This window comes from Sporosarcina thermotolerans (assembly GCF_030067815.1).
In the GTDB taxonomy this organism is placed as follows: domain Bacteria; phylum Bacillota; class Bacilli; order Bacillales_A; family Planococcaceae; genus Sporosarcina; species Sporosarcina thermotolerans.
The window spans coordinates 2,695,840-2,714,065 of record NZ_CP125968.1 but is presented as its reverse complement, the minus strand read 5'-3'; the positions used below and the strand labels follow the sequence as shown (position 1 = coordinate 2,714,065).

General features: G+C 41.4%; 14 protein-coding genes and 5 pseudogenes. 18 read left to right on the top strand and 1 reads right to left on the bottom strand.

All coding sequences use genetic code 11. From position 1 onward, the window contains the following. The first annotated feature begins 46 nt into the window (after nt 1–46). The 14 genes and pseudogenes from deoC to recO all read left to right on the top strand — a co-directional run bounded on the left by deoC (nt 47) and on the right by recO (nt 11,646). Nucleotides 47–718 carry a deoxyribose-phosphate aldolase gene (gene deoC, locus QNH10_RS15390; protein WP_283732233.1) on the top strand — a complete coding sequence of 224 codons (672 nt, stop codon included), beginning with the start codon at nt 47–49 and terminating at the stop codon, nt 716–718. 150 nt (nt 719–868) lie between these two features. Beyond that, nucleotides 869–1,042, top strand: a complete 174-nt coding sequence (gene rpsU, locus QNH10_RS15385) for a 30S ribosomal protein S21 (RefSeq protein WP_009496905.1) — start codon at nt 869–871, stop codon at nt 1,040–1,042. A gap of 188 nt (nt 1,043–1,230) precedes the next feature. Continuing rightward, nucleotides 1,231–2,568 carry an NfeD family protein gene (locus QNH10_RS15380; protein WP_283732232.1) on the top strand — a complete coding sequence of 446 codons (1,338 nt, stop codon included), beginning with the start codon at nt 1,231–1,233 and terminating at the stop codon, nt 2,566–2,568. Next, nucleotides 2,568–3,575, top strand: coding sequence for a flotillin-like protein FloA (gene floA / locus QNH10_RS15375; protein ID WP_283732231.1), 1,008 nt, complete (start codon nt 2,568–2,570; stop codon nt 3,573–3,575). Before QNH10_RS15380 ends, floA begins: the two co-directional genes overlap by 1 nt. A gap of 37 nt (nt 3,576–3,612) precedes the next feature. Next, complete coding sequence (locus QNH10_RS15370; RefSeq protein ID WP_283732230.1) at nt 3,613–4,095, top strand: hypothetical protein; 483 nt, start codon at nt 3,613–3,615, stop codon at nt 4,093–4,095. A 70-nt stretch (nt 4,096–4,165) separates the two neighbouring features. Beyond that, the gene (locus tag QNH10_RS15365) at nt 4,166–4,423 is read left to right on the top strand and encodes a hypothetical protein (RefSeq protein ID WP_283732229.1); all 258 of its coding nucleotides are present in this window, start codon (nt 4,166–4,168) and stop codon (nt 4,421–4,423) included. After that, nucleotides 4,398–5,512: pseudogene (locus QNH10_RS21260) on the top strand (sporulation protein YqfD). Before QNH10_RS15365 ends, QNH10_RS21260 begins: the two are co-directional and overlap by 26 nt. Next, nucleotides 5,505–6,465, top strand: a pseudogene (locus QNH10_RS15350) (PhoH family protein). The pseudogenes QNH10_RS21260 and QNH10_RS15350 overlap by 8 nt, the downstream one beginning before the upstream one ends. A gap of 66 nt (nt 6,466–6,531) precedes the next feature. Beyond that, entirely contained in the window at nt 6,532–8,658 is a 2,127-nt protein-coding gene (locus QNH10_RS15345) for an HD family phosphohydrolase (RefSeq protein ID WP_283732226.1), read from the top strand. Between the two features lie 18 nt (nt 8,659–8,676). Next, nucleotides 8,677–9,147, top strand: coding sequence for an rRNA maturation RNase YbeY (ybeY, locus tag QNH10_RS15340; protein ID WP_283732225.1), 471 nt, complete (start codon nt 8,677–8,679; stop codon nt 9,145–9,147). A gap of 7 nt (nt 9,148–9,154) precedes the next feature. Continuing rightward, nucleotides 9,155–9,501: pseudogene (locus tag QNH10_RS15335) on the top strand (diacylglycerol kinase family protein). 24 nt (nt 9,502–9,525) lie between these two features. Next, on the top strand, nt 9,526–9,939 hold the full coding sequence (locus QNH10_RS15330) for a cytidine deaminase (protein WP_283732224.1): 414 nt from the start codon (nt 9,526–9,528) through the stop codon (nt 9,937–9,939). Next, entirely contained in the window at nt 9,920–10,834 is a 915-nt protein-coding gene (gene era, locus QNH10_RS15325) for a GTPase Era (RefSeq protein WP_283732223.1), read from the top strand. Before QNH10_RS15330 ends, era begins: the two co-directional genes overlap by 20 nt. A 26-nt stretch (nt 10,835–10,860) precedes the next feature. Then, on the top strand, nt 10,861–11,646 hold the full coding sequence (recO, locus tag QNH10_RS15320; RefSeq protein WP_283732222.1) for a DNA repair protein RecO: 786 nt from the start codon (nt 10,861–10,863) through the stop codon (nt 11,644–11,646). Nucleotides 11,647–11,759: 113 nt separating this feature from the next. Here the strand turns inward: recO and QNH10_RS15315 are convergent. Continuing rightward, nucleotides 11,760–13,137, bottom strand: a pseudogene (locus QNH10_RS15315) (glycine--tRNA ligase). 370 nt (nt 13,138–13,507) lie between these two features. Here QNH10_RS15315 and ccpN point away from each other — a divergent pair. From ccpN to rpoD, 4 genes and pseudogenes are all read left to right on the top strand, one after another. Then, nucleotides 13,508–14,137 carry a transcriptional regulator CcpN gene (gene ccpN / locus QNH10_RS15310; RefSeq protein ID WP_381427416.1) on the top strand — a complete coding sequence of 210 codons (630 nt, stop codon included), beginning with the start codon at nt 13,508–13,510 and terminating at the stop codon, nt 14,135–14,137. A 39-nt stretch (nt 14,138–14,176) separates the two neighbouring features. After that, nucleotides 14,177–14,992 carry a pyruvate, water dikinase regulatory protein gene (locus QNH10_RS15305; RefSeq protein WP_283732221.1) on the top strand — a complete coding sequence of 272 codons (816 nt, stop codon included), beginning with the start codon at nt 14,177–14,179 and terminating at the stop codon, nt 14,990–14,992. Between the two features lie 199 nt (nt 14,993–15,191). Further along, nucleotides 15,192–17,006, top strand: coding sequence for a DNA primase (dnaG, locus tag QNH10_RS15300; protein WP_283732220.1), 1,815 nt, complete (start codon nt 15,192–15,194; stop codon nt 17,004–17,006). Between the two features lie 35 nt (nt 17,007–17,041). Beyond that, a pseudogene (rpoD, locus tag QNH10_RS15295) lies at nt 17,042–18,216 on the top strand (RNA polymerase sigma factor RpoD). Nucleotides 18,217–18,226: the final 10 nt, after the last annotated feature.

Genomic DNA, 18,226 nt, shown 5'->3' with positions numbered 1-18,226 from the left:
TTGTTATGATGAAGAGGTACATACAACTCAAGGAGGATTATTTACATTGAATAAAAATTATGCATCGTATATTGATCATACATTACTGAAAGCTGACGCAAAAAAGGAAGAAATCGTTTTATTATGTGAAGAAGCGAAAACTTATTCATTCGCATCGGTCTGTGTCAATCCAGCGTGGGTAAAAACAGCCTCGGAACTTCTTGAAGGGACAGACGTGAAAGTTTGTACAGTCATCGGATTTCCACTTGGTGCATCAACATCAGAGGTAAAAGCATTTGAAACGAAAGATGCGATTGGCAATGGTGCAACTGAAATCGATATGGTTATAAATATCGGCGCTTTAAAAAGCGGAGATGATGAAAAAGTTGGACAAGACATTGCAAGCGTAGTAGAAGCAGCAAAAGGAAAAGCGATTGTTAAAGTAATCATTGAAACTTCTTTGCTTACTGACCAGGAAAAGCGCAAGGCTTCTGAATTATCACGTGCAGCTGGAGCTGATTTCGTTAAAACGTCAACTGGCTTCTCTACAGGCGGTGCGACTGAGGAAGATGTAAAGTTGATGCGTGGAGTAGTTGGGCCGGAAATGGGTGTGAAAGCATCCGGAGGAGTTCGTAACTTTGAGGATATGCAAAAAATGATTAATGCCGGCGCAACACGCATTGGAGCAAGTTCAGGCGTTAAAATCATGCAAGGATTACAAAGCGATTCTGATTATTGATAGGTTTGGGACGATTACAAAGGCATTCACCTATTTTGGATAGATATTTTGAAAGTTTTTTATTGACCGTTTTGTAATAGTACGTTATAATTTTTTAGTACAAGGGTATCACCTTGTTTCGAAGTGTGCTCGGAGGGAGGGACAAGAGATATGACGAAAACTGTCGTTCGCAAAAATGAATCGCTTGAAGACGCTCTTCGCCGCTTCAAACGTACTGTATCAAAAAGTGGTACAATACAAGAGGTAAGAAAGCGCGAGTTCTACGAGAAACCAAGTGTCAAACGTAAAAAGAAGTCTGAGGCTGCTCGTAAGCGTAAATTCTAATATCTGTCCATATTGAACTAACAATTAAAGCTTGTTTATTATGAAACCGGAACTTCCTTTGGAATTTCCGGTTTTTTATATGCGTTTTCGCAAATAATATTTTAAAACATCTAATAGAGTGAAACTTAATACCATTACCATACGTAAAGAAGGTATAATTGTAAGTAGAGAAAGGGGTGAACATAAAGATGCATAAAATGATAGGAAAGTTCATCCTGTTCATTTTATTTTTATCTATGATTTCTGTTCCTTTTGCACAAACGTCAGCCGCGGTTGACAAAGTCTACCATGTGAAAATTGATGAGGCTGTAGAAAAAGGCCTTTATGCGTATCTAAAACGATCCTTCCGTGAAGCTGAGGATGCAAATGCCAAAGCGATCATCCTTGAAATCAATACAAATGGAGGTTTTACCGACGCGGCGGGCGAGATTGCAAAGCTGATGAGTGAGACAGAGCCTGATATCATAGCCTTTATCAATTACAAGGCAATTTCAGCAGGGGCATACATCGCACTTTATGCTGATCAGATCTATATGTCACCGAATGGTAAAATCGGCGCTGCACAAGTGATTGAGGGTTCTGGTAATGCCGCGGATGATAAGGCACATAGTCTATGGGTTGCTGAAATGAAAAGCGCAGCCGAATCTCATGGTCGTAATCCGGAATTTGCGATTGCAATGGCTGAACCGTCAGTTGACCTTGAGCAGTATCGTGCAGGACCTGGCAAGCTGTTGACACTTACAGCAAGCGAAGCGGTAAGTGAGGAAGTCGGATATAGTGAAGGAACCGTCTCTTCATTGGATGAACTTTTAAAATTGAATGGACTGCAAGATGCAGAAATCATTGCAACAAAAGTGTCATTTGCTGAAGGGATTGTACGTTTCATTACACATCCGATCGTTGTACCAATCTTGCTATCAATTGCAGGACTCGGCCTTGTAGTGGAACTTTATTCTCCTGGTTTCGGGGTTCCTGGGACGATGGCGATCAGCTCATTGATGTTATTCTTTTTCGGACATCTTATCGCCGGCTTGGCAGGTTATGAGACGCTGATCCTTTTTGGCATAGGTGTCATTCTTATTATATTGGAGCTTTTCCTACCAGGTGGAATTGCCGGGACCCTTGGTGCGATTGCGGTTGTTGTTAGTATCATTTTGGCAGGTGGCAATCCGATGTACATGGCTTATTCTGTTCTTATCGCGATTGCTGTTGCCGTCATTGGGATGGTGATCATAATGAAGTTTTTTGGAAAAAGGTTGCACTTGCTTAATAAGATGGTGCTGATGGATTCAACAGATACCGATAGCGGGTATGTCTCGAACGTCAATCGGACTGAACTGTTAGGTAAGAAAGCCAAAACTATCACTCCTCTCAGACCAGCGGGAACGATTGATATGAATGGAGAACGAATTGATGTTGTTTCCCAAGGAAGTTACATCGACAAAGGTAAACATGTTATTATAGTGAAGGTTGAAGGATCCCGGATTGTTGTCAGGGAATCTGAAAAAAAGGGGGAAAATGAATAATGGGAGCACTTGCAGGAGGTTTACTTATTCCGGGATTAATCATCATCGGGGCAATCATTGTACTGTCAGTATTTTTCACACTTGTTCCTGTAACGCTATGGATTTCGGCGTTGGCAGCAGGTGTACGAGTTAGTATTTTCACGTTAATCGGTATGCGTTTACGTCGGGTAATTCCAAGCAGGGTCGTAAATCCGCTTATTAAGGCGCATAAAGCTGGTTTGAATGTTGGAATCAATCAACTTGAGAGCCATTACCTTGCTGGTGGTAACGTCGACCGTGTTGTCAATGCATTAATTGCTGCACACCGTGCTAATATAGAGTTGACTTTCGAACGTGCTGCTGCAATCGATCTTGCTGGTCGTGATGTTCTTGAAGCGGTACAAATGTCAGTTAACCCGAAAGTCATCGAAACACCATTCATCGCAGGTGTTGCACTTAACGGGATTGAAGTTAAAGCGAAAGCTCGTATTACAGTACGTGCCAACATCGACCGGCTTGTCGGTGGTGCAGGTGAAGAAACAGTTGTTGCACGTGTTGGTGAAGGTATTATTTCAACAATCGGTGCGTCTATCGACCATGCGAAAGTGTTGGAAAATCCGGATTTGATTTCTCAGACTGTATTGGCAAAAGGACTTGACTCCGGTACGGCTTTCGAAATCTTATCCATCGATATCGCGGACGTTGACATCGGTAAAAACATCGGTGCAGAGCTTCAAACTGAACAAGCGATGGCTGATAAGAATATTGCACAAGCTAAAGCCGAAGAACGCCGTGCAATGGCTGTTGCGAACGAACAGGAAATGAAAGCGAGAGTCCAAGAGATGCGCGCGAAAGTGGTCGGAGCTGAGGCTGAAGTACCTTTAGCGATGGCTGAAGCACTCCGTACTGGCAATATCGGCATCATGGACTATATGAATTATAAAAATATCCAAGCGGATACAGGAATGCGTGAATCCATCAGCAAAATTGGTGGAGATCAGCCAAAACCGGATGCAAAGAAAGAGTGACGTTTGAGCATAAAATTCCCGGAAAGGGGATGCACAGATGGAAACGTTGATCATAGCAGTTGTCTTGGGATTCATCAGTATGCTCTTCAAAGGGAAAAAACCTGGTGAAGAATCGAAGACACAAACAAAACGGCCCTCTACACAATCGAAACAACAGCAATGGCCATCTGCGAAACCAGATACACGTGCACAAGATCCATTGCGAAGATTAAAAGAGATGTCCCAAGAGATGTATAAAGAAATTCAACGGGAGTTTCAAACGGAAATTGATGAACCGCCAAGCAGGCAAACTGAACCGGCAAATATGTCGAAAATGGTTCCTGTCGAGGAGAAACCTCAAGAGATTTCAAAGCCTTCTCAACGTAGAGAAAGGGAAAAGCCATCTCAGAAAAATACCCACCGAGGCAGACTCTCTACTCATCAAGGTGAAGCAGTTTGGGAAAAACCTGTTGAACAGTCCCATATGATTCCCAAAACGAACAGGATCTTATCAAGGGCATCATCTTCTCTGAAATTTTAGGACCGCCTAAATCAAAACAATAATCATCGACCCCCTATCCAAATCATAGGCTTGGATAGGGGGTTTTATCATGAAAAATTTATTTAAAATGAACTCTTCAGTAACAATTGATGAATTTGTCGTTATTCGTATCACGGGTCCTTATACTCTATTGAAACTCGGCCCCGATTACGCAGCAGTTCGAAGTGGGGATCATGTCATTGAAGCAACAGGGGAAGATCTTATCGTTGAGACCTTATCAGAGGAATTGGCGGTGTTCTCTTTTGAGGCCATTTCAACGGTATCCATGAAGGAAGTTAAGGATGGACAGGGCGCCTATGATTCATAAAAGATACGAAGTCATTTTAACGGGCAAAACTGATCCATCCAGGTTTTTAGGTTTCCTCGCAAGGTCTGGGGTCAAGATTACAGGGATAACAGAATCGGATGACAAAATCCGATTCCAAACTGACAAGAAAGGCATCCAATTCATACGGAATAATAGGCGTCGATATAGGATGAAGGTATCTATAAAAAGGCCAGATGAAGGATCCGTGGAACAGCGGCTATTTACCTCTTTCCGGTTTTTGATAGCATGCCTAATTCCTTTAATCGCATCAATGTTTCTTTGGGAAATAGAGATTGAATCGGATATGCCAGAAGTGGCTGAACGAATTGAAATTAAATTGGATAAAGCGTCAATTTCAAAATTTCGGCCCCTTTCCACAATTCCTGATGAAGGAGAAATTAGACGAGCGCTAATGCTTGACGATCCATCACTATCCTGGGTTAGATTCAAAAGATCAGGAAGTACATTGACAATCACCCCAATGTTATCACCGAAGTTGAACGACAAAGTTGAAAAAGATGGTCCGCCCTCCGATTTAATCGCAAGAACCGGTGGGGTTATTACAAGCTTTCGATTAAGTAGGGGGAGAGGGTGGCCCACGTCTTCCAAACAGTGAAGAAAGGGGATTTGCTGGTGACTGGCACTTTGGTACAGGGGGATAAGACGACAGTTGTAGGTGCGGAGGGTTCAGTGTTTGCCGATTTTTGGACAGAATACACGTTTAAAATCCCGAAAACAATAGACTACCAGTTGTTAGGTGAAGAGAACGTAATCGTTCATTGGCAATCCCCAATTGTTTGGAAAAAAGAAGGTATTCCATCTTTCCGATCCTTTATAAAAACTGAACATGTCCGAGAAGACCGAATTGAACAGTTTGAATTAACTGAAGACATGGGAGAATCCATCATCCTTCCATTAATAAAACACAAAATCTTAAATGATTCACAGTCCAATCTCATCATTAAAGATGAAAACATTTTACACTTGACGTTCGGAAGTGATACAGTTGAGGGGACTATATTATTTTTAATGAATGAAAATATAGCGGTTAGAAGACCGATTCCCAAGGAGACTGAAACTATTGAGTGAACAAGTAATTCAACTTCATATTGAGGAACCAAATGAAGCGGTTATGCTTTTAGGCATTTCTGATCAGAATTTGAAAATGATTGAAGAGTCAATGAGTATTTCTATCCTGACACGGGGCGATACGATTTCATTGGCGGGTGAAGAAAAAGACATCCAAGCAGGAAAGTTCTTACTTGAGCAACTCTTAAAGGTCATACGAAAAGGAATCAACATTAACTTGCGGGATATTTCTACAGCCATCGAAATGGTGAAGAATGGAACAATTGAATATTTTTCAGAACTGTATGACGAAGAAGTTGCGAGAACTACAAAAGGAAAAGCAATCCGTGCAAAGACGATTGGTCAGCGTGAATATATCCATGCGATACGGAAAAATGACCTTGTTTTTTGCATTGGTCCAGCAGGGACAGGAAAGACATATCTTGCCGTAGTTCTAGCTGTGCAAGCTATGAAAACTGGCAGTGTCAAAAAGATAATTTTGACGAGACCAGCTGTGGAAGCTGGAGAAAGTCTTGGTTTCCTTCCAGGGGATCTAAAAGAAAAGGTCGATCCTTATTTACGTCCTCTGTATGACGCTCTACATGATGTCTTAGGGGCAGAACACACTGAACGACTAATGGAGAGGGGGAGTCATTGAAATTGCTCCCCTGGCCTATATGAGGGGCCGTACGCTCGATGATGCTTTCGTAATTCTTGATGAGGCCCAGAATACAACAAAGGCTCAAATGAAAATGTTTCTGACACGACTTGGCTTCGGGTCTAAAATGGTGATTACGGGGGATAAAACCCAAATTGACTTGCCTAAAGGAATCGGATCAGGGCTAATTGCATCGGAATCGATTTTGAAAAATGTATCTGAAATACACTTCCAGTACCTTGAGCAGGGTGATGTTGTACGCCACCCAATTGTTGCAAAAATCATTGAAGCTTATGAAAGTGAGCAGTCATCTTAAAGTGGCTGCTCTTTCAGTATTTTTATAAACAACAGTAAAAAGATATAAGGGCAGGGGGGATCAATCGTGTTCAAACCAGTGGTGAAGCTTTTCAAGTCATTGAAGTTCAAATACCTTTCTCTGTTTGTAGTCATCTTGGCGGCTATTGCATTATTTTCGTTGATGTATGGGAATGTAAAGCAAGAAACATATGAACTGCATGAATTCAAAATTTCTCCAAAAACGATTAGGTCCTTGAAAACAGTCGAGGATACCGTGAAAACAGAGCAGGAGAAACGTAGAATTGAAGCTGAAGTAACGCCTTTTTATCAATTCAATGAAGATATTTCGAAAAATAGGTCAGCGATAGCGACACAGCTTTTTGATATTATCATAGAAGCCAAACAGGTAAATGTTCCGGACCCCGATGATGAATCCAAAATAGTGAAGTCCCGCTCTGATCAAATAAAAGAAATCCGGACAAAGTTTACTAAGTTGGAGGAAGAAGAGCCGGGCTTAAGGCTGACCAATGAAGCGATAAGCAGCTTATTGAATGAAAATATTATTGAGTTAAGGAAAATGCAAAGGGAAGTCTCTACGATAATTGAAGAAGAATTATCAAAACCGATTCGAGGTGGAGATCTTTCTACAGTAAGGTACGAGGTAGAGAGGAAACTTCGTTTATCCGAGGCCATTAGGCCAGCTGTTTTGCAGACGTTAATCACACTCGGAAGATCCTTAGTTGTCGAAACTGAAACGATTAATAAAGAGTTGACGAATAAACGGATTGAAGAGGAGAAAAATGCGGTTGAATCGAAAAGGATTCTGCAAGGACAAGTAATTGTCCGAGAGGGGCAATTCATTGATTCCGAAATATATAGACAGTTAGAGTTGGCTGGCTTATTGACAAATCAATCCTCTTTAAAACCGATTATAGGACTGAGCCTTTTTGTATTGTTTGTGTCGGCAATTATTTATATGCATTTCCTGACATGGCAAGAAAAAAGCAATAAGAAGAAAAAGTCCTTGCTAATTGTTTATAGTATCTTTTTTATATTAGCTGTAATGATGAAACTAATTGGATTGATAGATAAGGAGTTTGATGTCCAAGTTGCATTTTTATTCCCGACTGCATTGGCGCCTCTTCTTGTGAAACTATTGACGAATGAGCGCTTGGCTTTCATGATGACGATAGTCACCGCCGCAACTGCTGGAATTATGCTTCATGAAGGATTCACTTCAATCATGCAAATGGAAATTGTCCTTTATATCCTATTTGGTGGGATCGTTAGTATTTATGTCTTAGGTAATAACGGAAGAAGGTCGAATATCTTAAGGACGAGTCTTGCCGTTGCTGCGTCCAATATTTTATTCATAGGGTTTTATTTATTAATGACTCAGTCTACATACGACCTAACGGAATTGATATTTTACCTAATTGTCGCTTTAACATCTGGAATAGTCTCTGGAGCGCTGACCATTGGACTAATGCCTTTCTTTGAATCAGCGTTTGGATTGCTTTCTGACATGAGGTTGATAGAATTATCAAACCCCAATCACCCATTACTGAAAAAAGTTCTTACAGAAACACCTGGTACATATCACCATAGTGTCATGGTTGCGAATTTAGCAGATGCCGCCTGTGAATCCGTCGGGGCTAATGGATTGTTGGCAAGAGTGGGAAGTTACTATCATGATATTGGGAAAACCGTGAGACCAAACTTTTTCATCGAGAACCAACATGGGACAACAAATCCACATGATGCTTTGCCACCTGAAAAAAGCCGTGATATCATTATTGCTCATGCTACTGACGGAGCAGATTTACTTGCGAAGCATAAGATGCCATCTGAGATCGTTGATATTGCTAGACAGCACCATGGAACAAGCTTTTTGAAATTCTTTTTTGTAAAGGCGAAGGAAATGGGACAGGATGTAGTTGAGGATGATTTCCGATATCCTGGCCCCAAGCCACAGACGAAGGAAATTGCAATCATTTCAATTTCGGATAGTGTTGAAGCTGCGGTACGTTCAATAAAAGAACCGACGCCGGAGAAAATTTCGAAATTGGTCAAATCGATTATTTCAAGTAAATTAAGTGATGGCCAATTCGATGAATGCGATTTGTCCATGAGAGAGTTGAAGACAATCGAGAACGTCATTTGCGAGACGTTGAACGGCATATTCCATAGCCGGATTGAATACCCGGACTGATAGGAGGAAGGCAAGAGAATGCTGGATATTTATTTCGATGACAGAACTGAAAAAGTGACCGATGATATTACAAAGCTTATTCAGGATGTATTGGATCATGCTGCTAAAATGGAGGATCTTAAGGGAAGTCCCGAGATTTCCATCACTTTCATGACAGACGAAGAAATACGCAAACTAAACGCTGAATACAGGGGAAAAGATAAAGCAACCGATGTTATTTCATTCGCACTTGAAGAAATGACAGAAGGTGAAGTTGCCATTGTACAAGAAGATGATATGCCCATTGTACTTGGGGACATTATTATCTCGGTCGAAACTGCAAATAGGCAAGCTGCGGAGTATGGTCATGATGAAAAACGTGAAATTGGTTTTTTAGCATTGCATGGTTTCCTGCATCTACTTGGATATGACCATATGACGGAAGATGATGAAAAGAAAATGTTCGGAAGGCAGAAGGATATTCTTTCTTCATTCGGCCTTGAAAGGTGACATAGAAATGCATCCTTTCTTCAAATCATTTCATTATGCTTATAAAGGAATACAACATTGCATTATCGCCGAACGGAATATGAAGTTTCATACAATTGCGGCCATCGGAGTTATTGTCGGGGAATACTTACAGGACTATCAAAGATGGAGTGGATTATCATTATACTTCTCATTGGAGGAATGTTAGCCCTTGAGTTGTTGAATACTGCAATTGAAAGGACGGTCGATCTCGTAACGGAGGAATTCCATCCGTTAGCTAAGCAAGCTAAGGATTTGGCCTCCGGAGCGGTTTTGATATTTGCAATTTGTTGTGCAATCATCGGTATGATTATTTTCATTCCAAAATGGTTGTAATAATTAATCTCTAGGAGTGAGTTTATGGATAAAAATATATTAATGGATGAAGCAAAGCTTGCACGCGAAAAGGCATATGTGCCTTATTCAAAGTTTCCGGTAGGAGCGGCTCTTTTAAGTGAAGATGGCCAATTGTACCATGGTTGTAATATTGAAAACTCGGCATACAGTATGACGAATTGTGCGGAGCGGACTGCGTTTTTCAAGGCAGTCTCTGAAGGTGTTACAAAGTTTAAGGCGCTTGCAATTGTTGCAGATACAGAAGGCCCTGTTTCACCATGCGGAGCATGCAGACAAGTCATAGCAGAATTCTGCGATCATTCAATGCCGGTTTATTTGACGAATTTAAAAGGTGAGGTCCAAGCTACAACCGTTGGAGAATTGCTGCCTGGCGCTTTTTCCAAGGAGGATTTAGATTATGCAGAAGGACAGCAATAAATTTAAATCAGGATTCATTTCAATCATTGGACGTCCGAATGTCGGTAAATCCACATTTTTAAATCGTGTCGTTGGACAGAAAATCGCAATTATGAGCGATAAGCCACAAACGACAAGGAATAAAGTTCAAGGCGTCGTAACTACGGATGAATCGCAGTTGATATTCATAGATACTCCAGGTATCCATAAACCGAAGCATAAGCTTGGAGATTTTATGGTGAAGGCTGCACGAAATACATTAAAAGAAGTCGATGTCATCATGTTCATGGTGAATGCCAATGAGCCAATAGGCGGTGGTGACAGATTCATAATCGACTTATTACAAAATACGAAAACACCAGTCTTTTTAGTTATCAATAAAATTGATTTGGTTCACCCAGATAACTTGTTATCAACGATTACGTCATATACCGAAGTCTATGAATTTGCGGAAGTTGTACCATTATCTGCCCTTAATGGGAATAATGTTGAAAGATTAATGGAGACTTTGACGAAGTATTTGCCGGAAGGGCCTAAATATTATCCTGATGACCAGGTAACAGACCATCCGGAGCGCTTCATTATATCTGAATTGATCCGTGAAAAGGTTTTGCATCTTACACGTGAAGAAATTCCACATTCCGTGGCGGTTGTCATCGAGAAAATTGATCGTGATGAAACCCGTGGACTCGTTGAAGTTTCTGCAACAATTGTAGTTGACCGAGATTCCCAAAAGGGGATTGTGATCGGCAAAAAAGGTGCTTTACTAAAAGAAATTGGCACGAAGGCAAGACATGATATCGAAATGCTACTTGGATCGAAAGTGTTTTTAGAACTGTGGGTGAAGGTGCAGAAGGACTGGCGTAATAAGCCAGGCCAACTGCGTGAGTTCGGTTTCAGGGAAGATGAGTATTGAGTCGTTAATGAAAAGGAGTGACGGCCTTGCTTAATAAATGGGAAGGGATCGTTCTTAAAAGCATGCCCTATGGTGAAGCGAATAAAATCGTAACGCTCTACACCCGTGAAGCAGGGAAAATGACGGCGATGGCAAGAGGCGCAAAAAAGCCTGCAAGCCGTCTATCCGCTGTCACACAAACATTCACATATGGATTTTATCTTTTACGGTCGGGTCGTGGAATGGGTACTCTTGAGCAAGGGGAACCAATCGATTCAATGCGGCATATTCGGGAGGACCTCGAAGCTACGGCATACGCGAGTTATATTGTTGAGTTAATCGATCGATTGACAGAAGACCGTGGGGCAAGTCCAAACGTTTTTGGCTTGCTCCATGATGCGCTTCATGCAATCAATGAACAATATGACCCTGAAGCAATTTCGTTATTTGTTGAATGGAAGATGCTGCCAATTGCGGGCGTGCATCCTGTCCTTCATCAATGTGCAAATTGTGGGTCAACTGAAGGAGAATTCGCATTTTCTTTCAGAGAAATCGGCTTCCTCTGTCATCGCTGTTATCAAATCGATCCATATCTGATTCGGATCACTCCAACGCAACTTAGACTAATCCGAACCTTCTTCACGGTACCGATTCAGCAGGTCGGATCGTTGAAGTTAAAAAAAGCGACAAAGCAATTCATGAAAAAAATAGTTCGGACAGTATATGATGAGCAGGTCGGAGTACGTTTGAAATCGAGGTCATTTCTTGACCAATTGGAAAGAACCCCAGAATTATTGCCACAAAGAGAAAAACCACCGGAAGAAGGCGACTAACCTTCTCCTGTGGTTTTTATTATTTTTAAACTAATAATCAGTATGTTGATATTCCGTTGCTTGAAGTGGAAGGCGTCCGCCTGGAACGTAAAGCAACATTTTATTTTTTAGTATTAAAATTCCAGGTGCTTTTCGATGTATGCTTTTACGTCTGCGATTGGCATACGGACTTGTTCCATGGAATCGCGGTGTCTAACAGTCACTTGGCGATCTTCTTCAGAATCGAAGTCGTATGTGATACAGAATGGCGTGCCAATCTCATCCTGACGGCGGTAACGGCGTCCGATGGATTGAGAATCATCATACTGCACAGCGAAATGCTTACGAAGCTCTGCATACACCTCATCAGCGCCTTCAGCCAACTTCTTCGACAATGGAAGAACAGCTGCTTTGATAGGTGCTATAGCTGGGTGGAAACGCATCACAGTACGCTTATCGTCTCCTTCAAGCTCCTCTTCGTCAAACGCATCACATAAGAACGCCAATGTGACACGGTCCGCACCAACAGATGGCTCAATGCAGTATGGAATGTACTTATCGTTTGTAACTGGGTCTTGATAATGGAAGTCTTCTCCGGAATGTTCCATATGTCTGGATAAGTCGAAATCCGTACGGTTTGCAATACCCAAAGTTCTCCCCAACCGAATGGGAATTTGTATTCGATATCAACTGTACCTTTTGAGTAATGAGAAAGTTCATCAGAACTATGTTCACGAAGTCGAATGTTTCCGACTGTCAAACCAAGGTCTACTAGCCATTTCTCAGAGAAATCTCTCCAATATTCATACCATTTCATGTCTTCTCCAGGCTTACAGAAGAATTCCAATTCCATTTGTTCAAATTCACGTGTACGGAATGTGAAGTTACCTGGTGTGATTTCATTACGGAAGCTTTTTCCGATTTGTGCAATTCCAAATGGCATCTTTTTACGCATAGAGCGTTGAACATTTTTAAAGTTCACGAAAATCCCTTGAGCTGTTTCAGGGCGTAGATAGATTTCATTTGCAGATGAATCAGTCACGCCTTGTGAAGTTTTGAACATCAAGTTGAACTGGCGAATTCCAGTATAGTCCATTGCACCACAGCTTGGGCAAACGATAGTATGTTCTTGGATAAGTGCCTCCATTTTTTCAAATGGCATCCCGTCAACTACAAGTTCGATACCTTTTTCATCTAATGCGTCTTCAATCAGTTTGTCAGCACGGTGCCTCGTTTTACATTTCTTACAATCAATCATTGGATCATTGAAATTCCCGATGTGGCCGGAAGCAGACCATACTTTTGGATTCATCAGAATCGCAGCATCCAGACCTTCGTTATAAGGGGATTCCTGGACAAATTTCTGCCACCAAGCGCGTTTAATGTTATTTTTCAATGCAATACCCAGTGGACCGTATCCCAAGTATTTGCTAATCCGCCATAAATATCGGAGCCTGGGAAGACAAAGCCTCTTTGCTTCGATAAATTTACAATCTGTTCCATTGTTAACATAAAAAATCCCTCCAATTAAAATAAGCACCCATCCCCGGACATACAGTCCGAGGACGAGTGCATAATAACCCGCGGTTCCACCCCGATTGGTTGTAGAAACAACCCACTTAAAAAGTTTTTGGCTCCAGGCTGCCGTTTCATGCCTTTACGGGCTTCCACTGTCCCCGTTCGCTATTGTTGGCATTACTTATAGGCCTTTCCTCGCCTATTTAATTCAGTAATAGTGTAGCACGCTTTATGTCGCTCTGCAAACCAAATAGCCAATTACATAAAACAAAGTTAGTTAGGAAGCCATCGGGTTAGGAATTATTGTTGTAAAATGCTATACTATTCAAGTATCTATTATCGAACGATTAGGGCGGTGATTCATATGGAATTGAATAAGCGCCAGACGGAAATTCTTGAAATTGTGAAAGCAGACGGTCCCATCACTGGTGAACAGATAGCTGAAAGATTGAATTTGGCAAGAGCCACGATACGACCCGATCTAGCAATTTTAACGATGGCGGGCTATTTGGATGCAAGGCCGCGTGTCGGTTATTTCTATTCGGGAAAGAAGCCGACCCAATCGGTCATGGATGGCATGATTGGAATGAAGGTCGGAGATTTCCAGTCCATTCCTGTTGTTGTAAATGAAAATGTTACAGTCTATGATGCTATCTGCCAAATGTTTTTGGATGATGTTGGCACTTTGTTTGTTGTGGATAAAAATTCATTTCTAACAGGTGTTCTGTCCAGGAAGGATCTTTTACGAACAAGTCTCGGTAACAGTGAACTTGATAAAATTCCGGTACATGTCATTATGACGAGGATGCCGAATATAACATATTGTAAAAAGCAGGATTCACTTATTCAGGTGGCAAAAAAAATGATTGATCAACAAATAGACTCCCTACCAGTAATATACGCTAAAGAAGAAGGGCTAGAAGTAGTGGGAAGAATAACCAAAACTAATATTACACGAGCTTTCCTTTCGCTAGCAGAGGAACATGAATTATAAGCGGTGTGGCTTAGTGCATAAAGAAAAAGGAGTGATACAATGAGAAAGTTAACATTGTTCATCGTTTCCGATTCTGTCGGTGAGACAGCAGACCTAGTTGCCAAGGCAGCAGCGTGCCAATTCAGGCAGGACCTGGAAACTGTATCGATGAAACGCTTTTCACATGTTGAGGATGAATCCCAACTTAGGGAAATAGCGTATTTGGCTAAACAACAACAAGCCGTCATCATCTATACACTAGTGAAAAGCTCCATGCGTGAAAAACTTAAACAAGAGTGTCAACTTAATGGATTAAATTGCATAGATTTATTAGGGCCGATTGTCGAAGGGATCGGTAATTCACTGGGTGAAAAACCAAAGGAAGAGCCTGGGCTTGTCCGCCAATTAGATGAGGATTATTTCAAAAAGATAGAAGCGATAGAGTTCGCAGTAAAATATGATGACGGTCGGGATCCGAGGGGCGTCATGAAAGCAGACATAGTATTAGTCGGAGTATCTAGGACATCAAAGACCCCACTGTCTCAATATCTTGCTCATCGCAGTTTTAAAGTCGCGAATGTCCCACTTGTTCCTGAAGTTGACCCGCCCGAGGAATTATATAATATTGACCCGAAGAAATGCTTTGGTTTAGTCATTTCGCCGAATGTATTAAATTCGATTCGAAAAGAAAGACTGATTGTACTTGGATTGAAGGATGATGCAAATTATGCCCGAATCGAGCGGATTAAGCAGGAACTTGATCATTTTGAAAAAGTTGTATCGAAAATTGGTTGTAAAGTGATTGATGTATCAAATCGAGCTGTTGAAGAAACTGCAAACCTTATTTTAAGTGAATTACCAAATAGGCGTTTATAAAAAATACAAGAAAAGAAGGACCACCCGATGAGAAATGGTTGGTTCTTTTTTGCGGATTGTGTACAATAGTAAACTGGGTGTAAATTTTATAGAATTTGTTAAAGATGTATTTATAATAAGAACTTTTTTTGTCGAATAAGCAGGATTTATGAAAACTATCCCGAATTGAACTATGTAAGAGGGGAATGGTGATGATAGAATGACCAAAATTCCCGAAGAGACAATTGAGGCGATCCGATCTCAGACAGATATCGTCGATTTAATCGGAGAATATGTTCAACTGACAAAAAGGGGAAGGAATTGGTTTGGATTATGTCCGTTTCACGGCGAGAATACGCCATCCTTTTCCGTTGCAGAGGATAAACAATTGTTTCATTGCTTTGGATGCGGAGCTAGTGGCAATGCCATTACTTTTATCATGGATATTGAAAACAGTCCGTTTACAGAAGCAGTTTCGAAACTTGCAGATCGGGTTGGCATTGAGCTGGAAGTATCGGTAAACGATCGTACAAGAAATGGGAAGACAAGTGACTTTCAGCATATGATTGACGCCCATTCACTTGCAGCGAATTTTTATAGTCATTTACTGCTAAATACAGTAGAGGGTGAGAAAGCATTATATTATTTGGAACAAAGAGGATTTTCCCGTGACCTTATCGAAAAGTATGGTATAGGATGGTCCCTTGATGACCGAGAAGTGCTCACCCAGCTTTTACAACGAAAGAAATTTGAGATGAAGGAGATGGAGCGCGCCGGACTTTGTGTTATGAAAAATGACGGCACTGGGTATTTCGATAGATTCCGCGGACGTATCATGTTCCCATTGCATGACGATAATGGAAATGTTGTCGCCTTTTCGGGACGGGTATTATCAGACTCAAAAGAGGAAGCTAAATACTTGAATAGCCCTGAAACACCCATTTTTGAAAAAAGTCGTTTGCTTTATAATTTTCATCATGCACGTCTTAATGTCCGTAAAACGGGTAAAGTAATACTGTTCGAAGGATTTATGGACACGATTGCTGCAGAAAAAGCAGGAATTATGAATAGTGTTGCAGTCATGGGCACATCCTTGTCTGACACACATCTAACAAAATTGAAACGAATCGCCAACCAATTAATCATTTGTTGTGATGGCGATAACGCAGGCTGGGAGGCCGCCAAAAGGTTTGCTCTCCTTGCCGCACAAAAAGGGTTAGATGCACAAATTGCCCTTTTACCAGGGAAAATGGACCCGGATGAGTATATTTCTATAAACGGTGGCGAAGCATTTACTGAGAAAGTACTAGGGAATCCATACTCTTATATGTCGTTCATTATGGCCTACTATAAAAGGTCGAAGAACTTATCACATGAAAATGATGTGTTGCAATATATTCATGAAGTGATAGAGGAGCTTGCAACGAAAGTATCACCGGTAGAACGGGATTTAATGATCCGTCAATTATCGACTGAAACCGGTGTATCGTCCAACGCTCTAAATGAACAGATCATAAAAAAAGTCGGTCAGCAAGCAAAACAGGAAAAGGCGAATCAGTCGATTGGACAAGCCCCTCAAATTGCTATCAATATGCCGGAGCGTCAGCAAAACAGTATTGATCGGGCAGAACGACTTTTATTATGCCATCTGTTAAACGACGGGAATTTATTCGATAGGATTCGTGACGAGCACCAAGATCTTTTCATGCGAGAAGAGTACGCCACGATTTTTGTGAAACTTGCTGGGTTTTATGAACAGTCTGGCGAGCCGGATTTCCACAGATTCGCTGAGTCTTTGGAGGATCGTGAACTTCGAAAAATCGTCATGGAAGCGGCAATGCTTGAAAGGGATCCAGAATTTGCAGAGCAAGAATTTAGTGATTGCATACACCATCTAAAAAAACATAAAATTAGAAGACGCATTGACGAGATGATGCATGAATCGAAAGAAGCAGAGAAGATGAATGATTATACCCGGGCACTGGAGCTGGCCAGGGAAATTATACAGCTCCGGAAATCATTATCGGCAATGTAGGCCGGATTCTGGTGAATTAAGGAGGAACGGGTATTATGACTAAAAAAGAACAATCCGGAGAGATGGAACACGAGATGACTGTAGATGAAGTAAAAGCAGGTTTATTGGAAGCTGGTAAAAAAGCAGGGGAACTAACCCTTGAAGAGGTAACAGAAAAACTTTCTGTCTTTGAGATGGAGCCTGAGCAATTTGAAGAATTTCTTGATCAAATAGAGGCAGCTGGTATAGAAATGGAACGTAAAGATGATGAAGAGGAATCAAGCAAAGAAGAAGAGCAATTTGACCTGAATGACCTGAGCGTACCGCCTGGTGTTAAGATCAATGACCCCGTACGTATGTATTTGAAGGAAATTGGCCGCGTCGATTTGCTGACAGGAAATGAAGAAGTGAAATTGGCAATTGCGATTAAGGAAGGTGTGGAGGCGGAAGAGAAGCTTGCTGACATGAAAACTCCTGATCCCGAGCAATTAGAGCTTGTCGAGAAGGGTGAAAATGCAAAGAAAAAACTTGCAGAAGCTAACCTCCGTCTTGTAGTCAGTATAGCAAAAGATATGTCGGACGTGGAATGCTCTTTTTGGACTTAATTCAAGAAGGAAATATGGGACTTATCAAAGCGGTTGAGAAATTTGACCATACTAAAGGATTTAAGTTCAGTACGTACGCAACATGGTGGATTCGTCAGGCCATCACACGGGCTATTGCTGACCAAGCGCGTACTATCCGTATCCCGGTTCATATGGTTGAAACGATTAATAAATTGATCCGGGTTCAACGTCAATTGCTTCAGGATCTTGGGCGAGAGCCTTCCCCAGAGGAAATTGGTGAAGAAATGGACTTAACTGCAGAAAAGGTAAGGGAAATTTTAAAAATTGCTCAAGAGCCGGTTTCACTTGAAACACCTATTGGTGAAGAAGATGATTCACATTTAGGTGATTTTATCGAAGACTCTGAAGCGCAATCCCCTTCGGACCACGCTGCTTATGAATTACTGAAAGAACAATTGGAAGATGTTCTTGATACGCTTACCGACCGGGAAGAAAATGTTTTACGACTACGTTTCGGTCTGGATGATGGCAGAACGAGAACTCTCGAAGAAGTCGGCAAGGTTTTCGGAGTTACACGTGAGCGGATCCGTCAAATCGAAGCAAAAGCACTTCGTAAGCTTAGACACCCGTCACGCAGTAAAAGATTGAAGGACTTTTTGGAGTGATCCGCATCGG